The 15,436-nt window shown below is 55.7% G+C and carries 14 protein-coding genes; 7 read left to right on the top strand and 7 right to left on the bottom strand.

Translation table 11 applies throughout. The features are described 5' to 3' along the window. Positions 1–60 precede the first annotated feature (60 nt). The 4 genes from yaaA to E1J53_RS02665 all read right to left on the bottom strand — a co-directional run bounded on the left by yaaA (position 61) and on the right by E1J53_RS02665 (position 5,729). A complete protein-coding gene (yaaA, locus tag E1J53_RS02680; protein WP_134271709.1) occupies positions 61–819 on the bottom strand; it encodes a peroxide stress protein YaaA in 759 nt (252 codons plus the stop codon). 9 nt (positions 820–828) lie between these two features. Next, entirely contained in the window at positions 829–1,338 is a 510-nt protein-coding gene (gene hscB / locus E1J53_RS02675; RefSeq protein ID WP_173021344.1) for a Fe-S protein assembly co-chaperone HscB, read from the bottom strand. Between the two features lie 163 nt (positions 1,339–1,501). After that, positions 1,502–2,857 (bottom strand): RIP metalloprotease RseP, encoded by a 1,356-nt coding sequence (rseP, locus tag E1J53_RS02670; RefSeq protein WP_134271711.1) that lies wholly within the window; start codon positions 2,855–2,857, stop codon positions 1,502–1,504. 106 nt (positions 2,858–2,963) lie between these two features. Next, positions 2,964–5,729, bottom strand: a complete 2,766-nt coding sequence (locus E1J53_RS02665) for a M4 family metallopeptidase (protein WP_134271712.1) — start codon at positions 5,727–5,729, stop codon at positions 2,964–2,966. Between the two features lie 299 nt (positions 5,730–6,028). On the opposite strand from E1J53_RS02665, the gene E1J53_RS02660 reads away from it, so the two are divergent. The 5 genes from E1J53_RS02660 (at position 6,029) to E1J53_RS02640 (ending at position 10,435) form a co-directional block, all read left to right on the top strand. Beyond that, positions 6,029–6,733 (top strand): MotA/TolQ/ExbB proton channel family protein, encoded by a 705-nt coding sequence (locus E1J53_RS02660; RefSeq protein ID WP_134271713.1) that lies wholly within the window; start codon positions 6,029–6,031, stop codon positions 6,731–6,733. An 84-nt stretch (positions 6,734–6,817) separates the two neighbouring features. Next, a complete protein-coding gene (locus E1J53_RS02655; protein WP_134271714.1) occupies positions 6,818–7,216 on the top strand; it encodes a biopolymer transporter ExbD in 399 nt (132 codons plus the stop codon). Positions 7,217–7,248: 32 nt separating this feature from the next. Then, the gene (locus E1J53_RS02650; RefSeq protein WP_134271715.1) at positions 7,249–7,641 is read left to right on the top strand and encodes a biopolymer transporter ExbD; all 393 of its coding nucleotides are present in this window, start codon (positions 7,249–7,251) and stop codon (positions 7,639–7,641) included. A 217-nt stretch (positions 7,642–7,858) separates the two neighbouring features. Further along, positions 7,859–9,082, top strand: coding sequence for a tetratricopeptide repeat protein (locus E1J53_RS02645; RefSeq protein WP_134271716.1), 1,224 nt, complete (start codon positions 7,859–7,861; stop codon positions 9,080–9,082). Positions 9,083–9,208: 126 nt separating this feature from the next. Then, entirely contained in the window at positions 9,209–10,435 is a 1,227-nt protein-coding gene (locus E1J53_RS02640; protein ID WP_134271717.1) for a tetratricopeptide repeat protein, read from the top strand. A gap of 73 nt (positions 10,436–10,508) precedes the next feature. Here E1J53_RS02640 and E1J53_RS24610 read toward each other — a convergent pair whose 3' ends face one another. Both E1J53_RS24610 and E1J53_RS02630 read right to left on the bottom strand, forming a co-directional pair. Beyond that, a complete protein-coding gene (locus E1J53_RS24610) occupies positions 10,509–11,597 on the bottom strand; it encodes a glycosyltransferase (RefSeq protein ID WP_173021343.1) in 1,089 nt (362 codons plus the stop codon). 567 nt (positions 11,598–12,164) lie between these two features. Further along, entirely contained in the window at positions 12,165–13,148 is a 984-nt protein-coding gene (locus E1J53_RS02630; protein WP_134271750.1) for a pyruvate dehydrogenase complex E1 component subunit beta, read from the bottom strand. Between the two features lie 464 nt (positions 13,149–13,612). Between E1J53_RS02630 and ytxJ the strand changes: the two genes are divergently transcribed. Both ytxJ and mnmD read left to right on the top strand, forming a co-directional pair. Then, positions 13,613–13,942 carry a bacillithiol system redox-active protein YtxJ gene (gene ytxJ / locus E1J53_RS02625; protein ID WP_134271719.1) on the top strand — a complete coding sequence of 110 codons (330 nt, stop codon included), beginning with the start codon at positions 13,613–13,615 and terminating at the stop codon, positions 13,940–13,942. Positions 13,943–13,953: 11 nt separating this feature from the next. After that, complete coding sequence (gene mnmD / locus E1J53_RS02620; RefSeq protein WP_134271720.1) at positions 13,954–14,649, top strand: tRNA (5-methylaminomethyl-2-thiouridine)(34)-methyltransferase MnmD; 696 nt, start codon at positions 13,954–13,956, stop codon at positions 14,647–14,649. Positions 14,650–14,657: 8 nt separating this feature from the next. On the opposite strand, the gene E1J53_RS02615 is transcribed toward mnmD, so the two are convergent. Beyond that, positions 14,658–15,299, bottom strand: coding sequence for a Pathogenesis-related transcriptional factor and ERF protein (locus E1J53_RS02615; RefSeq protein WP_134271721.1), 642 nt, complete (start codon positions 15,297–15,299; stop codon positions 14,658–14,660). Positions 15,300–15,436 lie beyond the last annotated feature (137 nt).

The raw sequence follows: 15,436 nt of genomic DNA, 5'->3' as shown, positions 1-15,436 counted from the left end.
TTGAGCGCAAATTTCCGGATAACCTAATCGTTGGCCAGCAAATGGTAATTCCAAGCTTTGCTAGCGCGTCCAGACCCAGTCGTTCTCGCTGCTGAGTTCCTCGTTGTACACGTAATCATTGACCACGAGTTGCTTGAGGGGCTCCGCCTGGGTAATGCCTTCCTCCGTAATGAGCCGGGCCATTTTACCCCGGGCGCGTTTAGCGTTGAAGGCAATGACCCGGTATTTGCCATCCTTTTCGTCTTTGAAATGGACGGTGAGTACGCGGGCATCCAGTTTTCCGGCATTTACGCTCTTGAAGTATTCCTGACTGGCGAGGTTGAGCACCAGTCCGCTGCCCTCGGCAGCAATATCTTCGTTGAGCAGTTTGGTGATCCGATTTCCCCAAAATTCGTAGAGGTTCTTTCCACGTCGGTTGGTCAGCCGGGTACCCATTTCAAGCCGGTAGGCCTGCATCAGATCCCGTGGGCGTAACAAGCCGTAAAGACCACTGAGAATTCTGATTTGCTGGTCGGCAAAATCCAGTTGGGTGGCGGTCATGCTGGGGGCGTCCAGGTCCTGGTAAACGTCTCCCCGGAAGGCGAGAATGGCCGGTTTGGCGTTCTCCTGGTCAAAGGGAAGAGAAAACTCCTGAAAGCGTTGGTAATTGGTATCCGCCAGCGATTCACTGATGGACATGAGTTCCTGTAGCTTACTGCGGGATTTCTTCTTCAGAATGCCAGCCAGTTTTTCAGTGTCATTCAGCAGCCGGGGAACGGAATAGTTGCCCTCGGCGGGGCTCATGTCGAGAGTCTTTGCGGGGGAAAGAAGAATGATCATGTGTTTCGGCTAAATTTTACCGCGAAGGCGCAGTAGGTATCTTTTTTTAAGGTAGTAGTCCTTCAGGCGGGATAGTTCTTCCGGGCTAACAGTAGCCTGGTCATAATGGTTGACCAACCCTTCCACCTCCTGCTCCAGGTCATTTTCCAGTTGATCGATCAGGGCGTTAACCTTAGTTTTTACGGCCGGATCATCATCAAATTCCAGCTCCATCAGGGCCTCGTTGACTTCCATGATTTCCATGAGGAAATCCTGGGGCACCTGATTGGTGCCTTCCGCTCCGAGTACCCCGTTGATGTCCAGCAGATGCTTCAGCCGCTGGTCGGGGTTCATCAGCGTTTTGTAGGCCTGATTGTTGAGGGTGCTTTTTTCCAGGGCTTCCTCCTGGCTGGCCGCGTCGGCCAGGGTGTGAAAGTCGGGATGGAAAGTGCGGCTGTTGGCGTAAAATTTCCGTTTTAGCTCCGCCTGATCGATGCGGGGAGCGGGCGCAATACCAAAAAAATCGAAATAGTTCACCATTGCGTTTACGTAAAAAAGACTTTGAAAATTCCAGGGGACTACCGGAAGGCAGGGCACCTCTGCCATCAACGCTGCACCTGCGCTCCGACGCCCAAATGCTGCGCTGAGGACATCCGTAAAACGTGCCCGTGCGGAACAACGAATGCCTACCGGGCCAGTAAGTTTAGCCGCCCATGAGGCCCTTGATGCCCCGCCAGATGTCCAGACCGTTGGCCAGCAGGACCAACCCAAGGACGATCACGAAACCGACCATCGTGGCGCGCTCCATGAACTTGTCGCTGGGCTTGCGGCCGGAGATGACTTCGTAGAGGAGGAACATGACGTGGCCGCCATCGAGGGCGGGGATGGGCAGCAGGTTCATGAAGGCCAGGATCAGCGAGAGCGAGGCGGTCATGTACCAGAAGCGTTCCCACTCCCAGGTTGTACCGAACATGGACCCGATACTGGCAAAACCACCCAGGCTTTCGGTTACTTTGATGTTGCCCTTAAACATTTCCCCGAAGGCCTTAAACTGATTGCCGAGGAAGTCCATCCCCTGCTGGTAGCCCGCGGGGAGGGATTCGAGGAATCCGTACTCAATCCGTTCCGTATCGTAGTGGTATTCCGGAGCGGCGGGGGCTACCCGCATCATCCCGTCTTCGTTGAGCGTAACCTGTACGTCCCGAACCGATTCCTCATCCTTCGACTGGACTCCCAGGGTGATCGTTTCGTTCTTGCGGCCCTCTACGTAGTCGGTAAACTGATCGTAGTAGGGAGTGGGCTGACCGTTGACGCTGACAATCTTGTCCTCCTTCACCAGTCCCGCCTTTTCGGCCGGACCATCCTTGGCGACCAGTCCGATGACGAAGGGCATCCGGGGGATGAACAGGCGCTCGTATTTGTTTTCGTGGCGGGTCAGGATATCGGCCCACTTATTGTCCACCTTAATGTCCTCCTGGCCACCGTTCCGCTCCACGGTGATGCTCCGGGCGTTGTTGATGGCCACTTCCCGTAAAATGGTGCGGTCGCTGAAGCGCTCGAAGGGGACTTCCCCTACGGAAATGATCTTGTCGCCCGTACGTAATCCCATCTCGTAGCCCAGGCTGTCAACGGCAATTCCGGGCGTGACGTTCTTGGCGGGCAGGTATTCCTCGCCGTAGGCGAAGAGGACCATGCCGTAGATCAGAAACCCGAGGATGAAGTTCACCGTCACCCCGCCCAGCATGATGATCAGCCGCTGCCAGGCCGGCTTACTCCGGAACTCCCAGGGTTGGGGCTCGGAGGCCATTTGTTCGGTGTCAAAGCTCTCGTCGATCATTCCGCTGATCTTGACGTAGCCCCCCAACGGTAGCCAGCCAATGCCGTATTCGGTTTCCCCGATCTGCTTCTTGAACAGACTGAAATAGGGGTCGAAGAAAAGGTAGAATTTTTCCACCCGGGTACCGAAAAGTCGGGCCGGCAGAAAGTGACCGAATTCGTGTAAGACAATAAGAATGGACAGGCTGAGCACCAGCTGCCCGATGGTAATTAAAGTATCCATAGGCTCAATTGGGGTATCCGCAGTTATGGCGAACCCTATTGTAACGAACGCGCAAATCTAAGGTTGTATAAATAAAGTCAAGGAATTGCGGAGAAACTCTTACGCTTTACCGACGGATCTCTACTTTTTGTAGACGATCACCCACCTTGATTAAGTAGATGCCCGCGGGGAAACGACTGGTGGACAACCGGTGGGTTTCCCCCGGCTTTAGGGAGAATTCCATCATTTTTTGTCCACTCAGGGAGTAAAGTATTCCCGTGGCGGGCCCGGCCCGATCGGATAAATGGACGGTCAGGAAATCACCTGCGGGATTGGGGCCCAGCCGAAGGGCTGGTTCCGGCAGACTCACGGCCACGAGCGGAGAGTAACTTTCCGTACCGTCCAGATCGCGCTGGCGCAGGCGGTAGGTGTAGGTGGCTCCCGCCCGTACTTCATGGTCAAGGTAGACGTAGGCGTAGCCCCGGGCCGGGACGAAGGCCAGGGAACGAAATTCATTTTCCTCCGGTCCCTGCCGCTCCACGAAAAAGCCGGCATTGTTTTCGGAGAGGTCCAGCTCCCACCGCAAATGCACGCGGTCCTTGTCGGCAACGGCCTCAATGCTTCGGTAGGTAACGGGCAAGCTGGCTTCGTCGCAGTACCCTATCTCCACCTCGTCGAGGTACCAGCCAACCCACCCATTGCAGCCGTCGTGCCCCATGGTCCACCGCAACCGGAAGGGCTGCCCGGGGATAACGCCCGCTGCGGTCAGGTCGACGATGCTCGTTCCCCAGCTTCCCGTATCGCTGTTGGTATCCGTGCCGTGAAAGGCTGCTCGACCCGCCAGCGGGTTGTCGTTTAGGTTGCTTCCCTCCAGGGGAGAAACGTAGGGGTTGAACGTAAAGTGGGCGGTCTCCACCGGTACAAAGGGGCCTTCCCCGAGGGCAATGTCGAGCACCCCACCGTCGAGGCCGGATTCCGTGGCGAAATAATGATCGAATTCCAGGAAGGCTTCCACCGCGACGGCGGGCAGCACGATGGGCGGACTGCTGAGGTGCACCAGTCCGTTTTCCAGATCCAGCTGGCAGTTACCCACCTGCGGACTTGGCGCGAGGATTCCCGTGCCGGCACGACCGTTGGGTAGTAGGTCGGTGAGCCGCCAGGATTTGTCGGTCCAGGAGTCGGGGTTTTCCGGAGCGGAGCTGACTTCCCAGCCGGCCGGCAGGCCGTTTTCCCAGTCCTCCCGGAAGATGCTCACGGGGCTGGTACCCTGGAGTGATTCCGCACAGGTTTCCGGGCGGCCGGGGTTGAGGGCGGGCGGGAAATCACAGGGTAGGGGCGTGCGCAGCCCTACGGCCAGGACGGCGCGGCGTAGCTGTTCAACGTCCGCCGCCGTGATTACATCGGAGGCGGTGGCGGCCGGTAGGTTGACGAGGGTCAGTTCGGTCAGGTCCGCGCCCAATAAGTCTTGCCCGGATTGCTCCAGGATGTCCGCGAGGTTGGAAAAACTGGTCACCGGCCCCAGGTAATGCTGGGCGGCATGCCAGAAAATGTGGGCCGACTTGGTGAGCCCGATGCCCGCGACGGTAAGGGTATCCACGGAGCCACCATCGGTCAGCAGGCTGAAGGCCCGGTTGATGAGTCCGGAATTGATGTGCACCCCGCCAAAATCGTCCATCAGCGGCAGGCAGGCGAAATCGGGACTGTCAATGGTGGAGGGGTGTTCTTTACACTCCGGTAGCCACAGATCCCGGATGTGGCTCTCCAGGGCCGGGGTGCCTTCCGCAATTTTCCACCGCACGTTGGCTTCCTCACAATCCTGTCGGGGCAGCTGGTCCATGTCGTCCAGTCCGCGATCGTTGAGCAGGTCGACCACTTCACCGAAGATGTCGGCGAAGGCCTCATTGATGGCGCCGCTTTCGTACTGATACACCAGCCCGTTCATGGAGGCGAGGTAATTGTGCGTCCATTCGTGGGCCACGATGTCGTCGGTTACCACCCCCGGGCAGTGACTGATGCGGTTGCCACTGGCCACGGCGTTGGGGCAGTTGTTCAGTTGGGCCTGGGTGACGATGTTGAGCCGGGCACCGTTTCCGTCGTAGCTGTTGCGGCCGAAGGTGCGCCAAAAGAGGGCGTAGGTTTCTTCGGTGGCCAGCAGGGCCTCCTGGTCTTCCTGCGCCAAAATGCCGGGGAACGGCTGCCCCTCTTCCCAGATCAGGTTGACGCGGGATGGGGTACGGTGAAAAAGCCTCCGCACCAGACTGCAGTGCAGCGGGAAATGATCCAGGATTTTCCCCGTGGCGGCATCCAGTAAGATGCGGTGTGCCTGCACTCCGCCCGGCTCGGTAAAGTCCATGACGAAGGCGAGTTGATCGTGGCGGGAGGCTTGTCCGGGGAAAAGGCCACGGGGCATCCAGACGGTATCCTGGATGCGGTAATTCCATTGCCCGATGTGCGGATAGTAGGGGGACAGACTTCCGTGTATCCGGGGGAGTGCCCGTTGGGGAGCCTGAAGGTGTTGGGGGAGAACAAATGCGGTGTCGGGGAAAAACCGGCCGCTGACGGACCTGAGGGTCGCCTCCGGGGTGATTTGAAGTTGAAGGCTTCCGCCCAGGACGGGAAAACCCCGGACGACCTGTTGGTAGTGATGGAAATGGTGGTGGTTTTGGGCGACGGAGCGCCGGTGCAATCGCCACTGGTCGGGCCGGGTATCTCCGAGGGCGGCGGCGATGGCCGCCGGTAATTGCTCCCCGGCATCAGCCAGCGGTATTTCGGGCGTGGGGGCAAGGAAATACTGCCCCGGAAACACCTTGCTTTTCGCCCAATCGGGAGACTGGGCGGACAGCGGAGTAACCCCCAGGCAGAGCACGGCAAATCCGATGAGAAAGCGTAACATGGTTGATGTGTCGTCCGTTTTTGCGTCCGTAAAGGTAATGTTTAGGCGCTGGCGGATGCGGGCGCGGTCGGGTTGGCTGTATGGTCGGTAGGAAAACGGGCGGGAGCGGTTTGGGGCGGCTAAAATGTTAAAATTTCCCCCGGGATAACGGCCATAAATTCTACCTTTATTCGCTCAGTTGGAAACCTGCGGGCATACGAAACCCGCTTTACCTTCGTTAAGAGCGTGTCGCAAACGATGCTGGTGATGGCCGGTATCGATCCTAAGATAAGCTCCGTGCCTTCGTTAAACACACCCAAATGTTGCTAACCTATCTTTTTCTTTTATTCCAGGGACAGGTGGAACTCGATACCCCCGAAGAGCCCGCCGTGGAAAGTGATAACCTGCTTAGCGTACTGCTCGACTCCGGTCTGCTCAGTATGATCATCGTCGGCATCCTGCTGGTACTCTTTGTGGTTGGTCTGTACATCTTCGTGGAGCGCTACACGACCATCAAGGCCGCCCGCGCCAACGATCAGAGCTTCATGGATCGCATCCGGATGGAAATCTCCGCCGGGAACATGGCCAACGCCCGGGCACTGTGCGCCAATACCGACAGCCCCGTGGCCCGGATGGTGGACAAGGGACTGCAACGGATTGGTCGCCCCCTGCGGGACATTGACGCGGCCATCGAGAACGTCGGCAACCTGGAGATTTTCCGGCTGGAGAAGGGACTGAGCACCCTGGCCAGTATTGCCGGTGCGGCCCCCATGATCGGCTTCTTCGGAACCGTAACGGGGATGATCAACGCCTTCTACGAAATGTCTACGGCCCAGAACATTACCCCCGACGTACTGGCGGGCGGTATTTACTCCGCCCTCCTGACGACCGCCGCGGGACTGTTCATCGGTATCCTGGCCTTCGTCGGGTATAACCTGCTGGTGGCCAACGTAGAGCGCGTCGTGTACAAAATGGAACGGTCCACGACCGAATTCATGGATCTGCTGCAGGAACCCGGGAAGTAAACTGCCCGGCTCCTTTGGGATGACCGTTGCACCTGCGCATCGCCCCAAATTGCTCTTCATTCCTTCACCCAAAAAGCATCAGCCGTGGGCCTGAAACGCTCAAGTAAAGTCAGTGCAGAATTCAATATGTCGTCGTTGACGGACATCATTTTTCTGCTACTGATCTTCTTCATGCTGACTTCCAACTTCGTGCAGATCAAGCCCTTTGACCTGCCGATTTCGGACAGCCAGACGGTGGCTCCGACCAACATTGTGGTGCAGCTGGAAAAAGATGGTACCACGACGGTGAACAACATCAACGTGCGGGGGCAGGCCATCGGCCGGGCCGTAACGGACGCCCTGAGCCAGGTGGAGGATAAGGAACAGGCGACGGTGACCATCGTGGCCGAAGCCGGCGTCCCCTTCAGCCGGATCACGCCCATCATGAACCTGGCCGCCCGCCAGCGGGCGCGGGCCATCATCGCCACCCAACCAAACAGCTAACCGCCTGCGGGCAACGAAAACCGACCGCCAACATGGGCCTCAAAAAAAGAAGTAGGGTATCCGCAGAATTTAATATGTCGTCGTTGACGGACATCATCTTCCTGCTGCTGATCTTCTTCATGCTCACCTCCACGGTGGTGGCACCGAATGCCCTCAACCTGAAGCTCCCCGGTCGCTCGGATACCCCCGCGGCCCCCTCGAGTAATCAACTCGACGACGTACGCATTGACGAGCAGGGAAGCCTGTACTTCAACGGACGTCGGATCAGCCTGCCGGAACTGGAGTCACGCCTGTCTCCGAAAGCGGGCGGCAACTACTCCATGCTGATTTCTCCGGACAAGCGCGCTCCGGTCGAAGGCGTCGTCAGCGTCATGGACCTGGCCATGCGCCTCAACATCAACGGCGTACTGGCGGCCGAGGAGTAAGCATCGGAACCTTCGGCCTCATCTCCTTGATTGGATGAATTTTGGGCGCTTCCGGTCGCGGGAGCGCCTAATCCGCTACGCGCTTGCTTACCCAACTTCGACAGTGGTACTTATCAATGATGGTGGTTGGTCTCACGGGGACATTAGCCCCCTTGACGTTTTTGATAAACATTTGTAGCTTCGGCAATCGATAATACTGTCCCGACAGTTGAACCACATGCAACGCATTGAGAAGACCGTTTTCATCAGTTATCGGCGTACCAATACTCCCTGGGCGCTGGCGATTTACCATTACCTGACCGGCCACGGGTATGACGTTTTTTTTGACTATAACAGCATCAAAAGCGGAGATTACTCCCAGATCATTACTCAGAACATCGAGGGAAGGGCCCATTTTGTGGTCGTCCTTACACCATCATCACTGGAGCGATGCCATGAGCCAGGGGATTGGGTAAGACGCGAAATTGAGCTGGCCCTGGAGCATAAACGAAACATTGTTCCGCTGTTTCTAGAGGGATTTAGTTTTAGTACTCCATCCATTGCCGAAAAACTTACCGGGAAACTAGCGGCACTTAAACGATACAATGGCCTGAAGGTGCCCGTTGAATACTTTGATGCGGCCATGGAGAAGCTTCGCACGGAGCGCCTCAACGTTGCCCTTGATACGATTCTGCATCCCATCACACCTACCGTGCGGGAGCAAGTGAAGCAGCAGCAATTGGCGGCCAGTAACGCTTCCAGGGTAGACGAAAATGCCCTTACGGCGCAGGAGTGGTTTGAACGGGGGATGGTGGCGGAGACCACGGAAGATGAGATTTACTGCTATACCCAGGCAGTAACGCTCAAGCACGATTACCCCGAAGCCTACAATAACCGGGGGAACGCCAGGGCCAACCAGGGAGATCCCGTGGGGGCGATTGCCGACTTTACCAGATCAATTGAATTAAACAATCCCGAATTGTTTATCGTCTACAACAATCGCGGGGCGGTGCGTGCCGATCATGGGGACCTGAACGGAGCTGTTTTGGACTATAACGAGGCCATTCGCCTGGATCCTGATTATCCCATGGCCTACTATAATCGGGGGAATGTGCATCGATTACAACGGAATTTGGATCAGGCACTCAGTGATTATACGCAGGCGATCCGTTGTTGGCCGGGCTACGCCAAGGCTTACAACAATCGGGGGATAACCCGCCGGATACAGGGTAACCTAAAAGAAGCGATCCAGGACTTTACCGAAGCAATCCGTTTAGAACCCAACTATGCCCTGGCATACAAGAATCGGGGCTATGACAAAAACAGCTTAGGAGACATCCTGGGCACCCTTACGGACTATCAACATTACCTGGACTTAGGCGGTGGCCGGCAATTTGGGGATCAGGCCGAGATGGAGAACACCATTCTTGCGTTGAAGGAAAGATACATTAAAGGAGAGTAAGGGGCATCCCTGACCGGGAGACACTTGGTTTATTTAAATATTCCATAGCTTAGGAGCCCCTTCCTCTGATAGGCATAAAGCCTGCTGAAAGCTGCTTCTACCTAATTCCCCCACAAGCGTACGTGCATGCAACGCATTGAGAAGACCGTATTCATCAGTTACCGACGGACAAATACACCCTGGGCGCTGGCTATTTTCCAGCACCTGACCAGTCAGGGCTATGATGTTTTCTTCGATTACAACAGCATCAAAAGTGGAGACTTTTCGCAGATCATCACCCAGAATATTGAAGGAAGGGCCCACTTTGTGGTCATCTTAACGCCTTCGGCCCTCGAGCGGTGCAGCGAACCGGGCGACTGGCTCAGGAGGGAAATCGAACTGGCCATCAAGACCAGACGAAACATCATCCCGCTTTTTTTGGAGGGGTTTAGTTTTGGCACTCCCTCTATCGCCAGGCATTTAACCGGCGATTTGGCGCCACTTAAAAAATACAACGGACTTAAGGTGCCAGCTGAATATTTTGATGCCGCCATGCAAAAGCTTTGCGACGAGCGATTGAACGTTGCGCTGGAAACCGTGCTTCACCCCATCACAAAGTCGGTACAGAAAAAGGTAAGGGAACAGCAGCTGGCGGCCATTGAGGCTCCAGACATCGAGGACAACGCCCTAACGGCGCAAGAATGGTACGAGAAGGCCGTTAACGCTAAAACTCCCGAGGATAAAGAGTATGCCTATGATCAGGCAATTCAGTTGCGACCAGCGTATCCGGAAGCCTACAATAATCGGGGAAATATCAAGTACGGTCGGAAGGATTTTGTTGGGGCCATCAAGGATTACAACGAGGCCATTCGACTTGATCCTGATTACGCTCTTGCGTACAACAACCGGGGCACGGCAAGAAAAGGACAAGGGGACGCAACGGGGGCAATGATGGATTATGAGGAGGCCATTCGCCTTGAACAGAATCATCCGGATTTTTACATCAATCGGGGGCTCATGCGATCCAGACAGGGAGATCAGGTCGCGGCGATAGCAGATTATGATCGGGCCATCCAACTAAGTGTAGGAAGGGTGAAAACATACGCGCCAAGAGCCTATATATCGCGAGGTTCCGCCCGCTACCGAAAAGGTGATTTGGAGGGGGCTATTCTGGATTACACGGAAGCAATAAAACGAAGAAAGAACTACACTCTAGCCTACAAAAATCGGGGGACGGCAAGGAAAAACACTGGAGATATTCTGGGAGCTCTAACTGACTACCAGAAGTACCTTGACCTAGGCGGTGGCCAAAAAAACGGAGATCAAGTGAAAATAGAGAAGACCATTCAGGACTTGAAGGACCAGTACAAATAGGGAGCAAGCTTCATTCATGCCCTATGGGTACATGCCTCGGGAGGAGAAGATCCTTGTTTTTGGCAAAGCATGCCTAATCCGCCACCTCATCCAAATACTCCAATAGCTGCTGGGCCCGGTGACTGATGGTGTGCTGGCCCAGGATGCGACGTCGGGCTTCGGCGCCCACGCGATTACGGTGACTCTCTTCCGTGCCGTAAAGTACGTCGAGGACGCCCTGTTTATCGTTTACGCAGAATACTTCGCGGTGGGGTTCGAAAAATTCCTCCAGGCCTTCCCAGTCTTCGGTCAGCACGGGGACGCCGCAGGCGGCGGCGGTCAGTAGCCGCCGGGAGGGGGTAAAGCCGAGTTCCTTACGGTCGGCCCGACTGATGACCAGCATACAACGCTGGCGGTTGTAGAAATCAACCAGGTTGGTTTCGGGCAGGTATTCCAGGTAGGTGAGGTTGCGGGGCCAGTTTTCCTGCTTGTCGTAGCCGCCCCCCGCCAGAGAAAACTGACGATTGGGCGTGAACCGGGCCGGACTGAAGAGCATGTCTTCCATCTGGGCGGCCCGTTCCGCTTTATGGTTTCCGATAAAGCCCAGGTCATACTGTCGCTCGGTGTCCGTACGGTAGAAAGTGTAGGGGTCTACGCTTTCGTAGAGAGGACGGGGAAAACTGACGTCGTGCACCTTTTTTAGCCGGCTCAGGGCCGGGCCGCCGGTCGTGGAAAGGAACAGGTTGAAGTTACTGACCGTGCGGCAAGACAAGCAGTCTCCTACGGCGAGTGCGCCCTCCAGGTTTTTGATGGTACGGGCCAGGTTACTGTCGTAGTATACCGTAATGCCGCGGGCCTCTTCGGCGATCCATGCAGCGATGCGGTCGGACTCCTCCACGCCGTTGCCCAGGATCACCACGTCGGCCGACTGAATCGCCCGACGATATTCGGACAATAACTGGTCCGTATCCTGATAGGTCCATACTTCGCAGTAAGGCGACCGGAGCATGTCACGGTACTGGTACTTGTCCTTGTTTTCCCGCTCGAGAAAGGTGGTTCGGTGCCCATATTGGGCCAACTCGTTGATGAGGCCACGGTACAATTCCGCCACGGGGTTACCGTAGGAGGAAAGGATCGAATTCCCGATCATCACCAAGTCAAGTTGCCGATTGCCAAATTTCACGGCGCTAAGGTAATGAAGGGAAAAGTAAGAAGAAAGCCTGAGCGTACTTGATAAGAATCCGGTGACGGTGCCGGGAAGAGGGGAGGCCGGGGTTAAGGCTAAGGAGAAGGCTAATGAGGATCGTCCGGAGTAGGCTTGCTCCGCATGCCGGTCGCAAAAGGAGAAAGCAGAAGGCCGGTCGCAAGGGCTGAGGCTATGAGAGGTTATCTGTAATAGGCTTGCTCCGCAGGCCGGTCGTATAAAAATAAGAATTCGGTGACGGTGCCGGGTAGAGGTGCAGCCGGGGTTAAGACTAAGGAGAAGGCTGAGGCTGAGAAGGATTATCCGGAGCAGGCTTGCTCCCCGCCCCATTGGTGATTGGTCGGGCAAGCGCATACCGGTCGCAAAAGCAGAAGGCCGGTCGCAAGGGCTGAGGCTATGAGAGGTTATCTGTAATGGGCTTGCTCCGCATGCCGGTCGTGGTTGAAGCGGAAAGTACTCTCCGGCCGACCGAAAGCCCAACGGCAAAAAACGCAGCCCCGACCAGGATACCTGATCGGGGCTTCGCGTCTTTTGGGGGATGTTCCTTTACTTTACGTAGGTAACCTCCTTTACCGCACGAATGATTTTGTCGGCATTTGGCAGGTATTCCTCCACGAAAGTGGGCGCGTAGCTGAGCGAGGTATCGGCGGAATTAACGCGGATGACCGGTGCGTCAAGGTAGTCGAAGGCCAATTTCTGAATGGAGTAGGCTACTTCGGAACTCACGCCGGCGAAGGGCCAGGCTTCGTCCACCACGACGGCACGATTGGTCTTCTTTACGGAGTTGATGATGGTCTCCCGGTCCAGCGGACGAATCGTCCGCAGGTCAATCACTTCGGCGGAGATGCCTTCCTTTTCCAGCTCTTTGGCGGCCTCCAGCGTCGGCAGGATCATCTTGTTGTAGGAAATCAGGGTCACGTCGGTACCCTCGCGACGAACGGCAGCTTTGCCGATCGGTACCAGGTATTCTCCTTCGGGGACCTCGTCTTCGTAACCGTAGAGCATTTCAGACTCCATGACGCAGACGGGGTCATTGTCCCGGATGGCGCTCTTCAGCAGGCCCTTGGCGTCGGCGGGGTGGATACAGGAGATAACCTTCAACCCGGGCGTATTGGCCATCCAGCTTTCAAAAGTCTGGCTGTGTTGCTGGGCCAGCTGTCCGGCGGATCCGGAAGGCCCCCGGAACACGATGGGACAGTTGAACTGTCCGGCACTCTGAGAGAGGGTTTTGGCCGCATTGTTCACGATCTGGTCAAAGGCCAGAATGGCAAAGTTCCAGGTCATGAATTCGACGATGGGGCGCAGGCCGTTCATGGCCGCTCCGACGCCGATGCCCGCAAAACCGAGTTCCGCAATGGGCGTATCAATGACCCGCTTGGGACCGAATTCGTCCAGCATGCCCTTGGAAACTTTATAGGCACCGTTGTACTGAGCAACTTCTTCTCCCAGGAGGAAGACATTTTCGTCGCGGCGCATTTCTTCTGACATTGCTTCACGTAAAGCGTCGCGGAGGGCAATTTTTCTGGCCATATTGGGGTTATCTTTGCGGCCGCAAAAGTAATCCACGGCCGACAATTTTGGAAACGTTGTTTGGTTGCCGGGAGTAAAAGAAGTTTTCCTCCCCGTCACCTACCCTAAACAACAAGGTCCATTACCGGTTGTCTTATTGCGACATACTAGATCAAATTACTCCCGTTTACATCTCCCAGTTCCATGAATATTTTCAAGCAATCACCCCGTTTCTCCGTTGTTTTCAGCGCTTTAGCCATGTTGTTGCTCTCTTCCTGCAACCGCGGTTACGGATGTCCCACCAACTTTTCGCTCAACGAATTCCTCGTTGACTGCGTTACGGTTGCTGTATCAATTTTCTAGTCCACCCTTAATCAGGACTTCTGCGGTACTTTTATCAGGCCTTTCCGGGAGGAAAGCCAAGTTGCCGTGTAGGATGGCCATTTGATGGTGGAGGACAACAGCTACCTGACATTTAGTAAACTATGAAATGGTATCCCATTACGTCGCTGGAAGACGTAGAAACGATCATTGACCGCAGTCGCGTGACTCCCTGTCTGATCTTCAAGCACAGTACGACCTGTCCCATCAGCAGTATCGCCAAGAAGCGACTGGAGATGGAGTGGGACTTTGGGGAAGAAGACCTTGAGGCCTACTACCTCGACCTTCATCGGTTCCGTTCCGTCAGTAACCACATCGCCGATCACTTCGGCGTAGAGCACGAATCCCCGCAGGTGCTGGTTATCCGGGAAGGAAAGGCAACCCACGATGCTTCCCACCTTTCCATTCGGGCCAACGCCCTGCTGCCGGCCTAATCACTCGACTTATGCAGCACGAGGAAAGAGTATTAACGGAGGATGGCAGCCACACCCTGGTAAATGACCGTTTCGCGGTTCCCTACCACAGTACCCACGGCGCCATCACCGAGAGCCAGCACGTATTTATCAAGTACGGTTTACTGCCGGCCCTGGCGGCCGTCCGGGACCGCCCCGTCCGCATCCTGGAAATGGGGTTTGGTACCGGCCTGAACGCCCTGCTGACGGTGATGGAAGTCGGCCGGGAAGCATACACCGATCAATCCGTAGAATACTTCACCTACGAAGCCTACCCGGTTACGGAAGAAACCGTGCTACAGTTGAACTACCCCGCACAACTAAACATTGATCCGTCGGCTTTTCTCCCCCTTCACCGGGCGGAATGGGAAAAGCGGGTGGCGATCACCGAGAATTTTTTCCTGGAAAAATTCCGGAGGGACTTCATCCGCGACGGGCAGCGGAGCTACGCGGCGGGGTCCATTGACGTTATTTACTACGATGCCTTTGCACCCAGCAGCCAGCCGGAATTTTGGGAAGGTGAGGCACTCGCCGTGGCCTTCCGGGCCCTGCGGCCCGGCGGATGGCTGACCACCTACTGCGCCCAGGGGCAGTTTAAACGCAATTTGCGGGCCACGGGCTTTCTGGTGGAAGGCGTTCCCGGTCCCCCGGGAAAGCGAGAAATGACGATCGCCCGAAAACCCGAATAAGGCAGGCCCTATTTATCACTCACCATGCCCGCTTCGCCACCATCCGGAGAACTTGTTTTGCGGCCGAAGGGAGGCTGAGCGGAAGAACTTTGATCGTCTCCCGAAGCAGCGTGGGGACGAATGACGTTGATCTTTCCGAATTCCCCGTACAGCTCCAGGGACTTCTTGTTGTAGGCCAGCGCTGCCTCCTCGGCGGTAGCAAACATCCCGATGTGTACACTTCGGCGTTCTACCGAAATGACCGCACGGTACCGGTTGTTTTCCTTGTACACCCCGGTATATCCGAGCTTGGAGCTCGACTTACGCTTTCGGCTCGCCACGGAGCGACTCCGGTACTCCAGGTTGTCCAGGCGGCAATCCATCTTGTTACCATTTTTGGCACCGACCAGATTGTTTTTGCCTACCCGGTTGTCCGATAAGTAGCGTTCTGCGATGAGTTTATGCAGGTAGATGGTTTCGGTTCGATATCCCTTTTCCTTTCCGGATCGCTTGTACGTTTTCTGGAAAACCACGCAACCGGAGGAATGTCTGCGAAGATTTTGGAAAAAGTCTACTTCTTTAAGGTGCGGATCCTGACGGAGTTCTTCGTACACTTGCTGGTCAAGCAGGGCCTGGTCTTCTGAATTTTTGAGTTGAATAGATTTTACCATGCTTAGCCATTTGTGAATGAAGACAGTACAAATAGCGGTACAAATCGCTTTAGATCGGCCGCGCTATTGTTTATTATATTCACAAATCTATGCTATGTGAACGCAGATGTCAACCCGATTTAGCCCGAATCGTTATC

Origin of the sequence: Lewinella sp. W8, from assembly GCF_004375085.3 — a bacterium.
GTDB lineage: Bacteria > Bacteroidota > Bacteroidia > Chitinophagales > Saprospiraceae > Neolewinella.
Note: the sequence above shows the minus strand (reverse complement) of the source record. Positions and strands in the feature narration are given on the sequence as shown.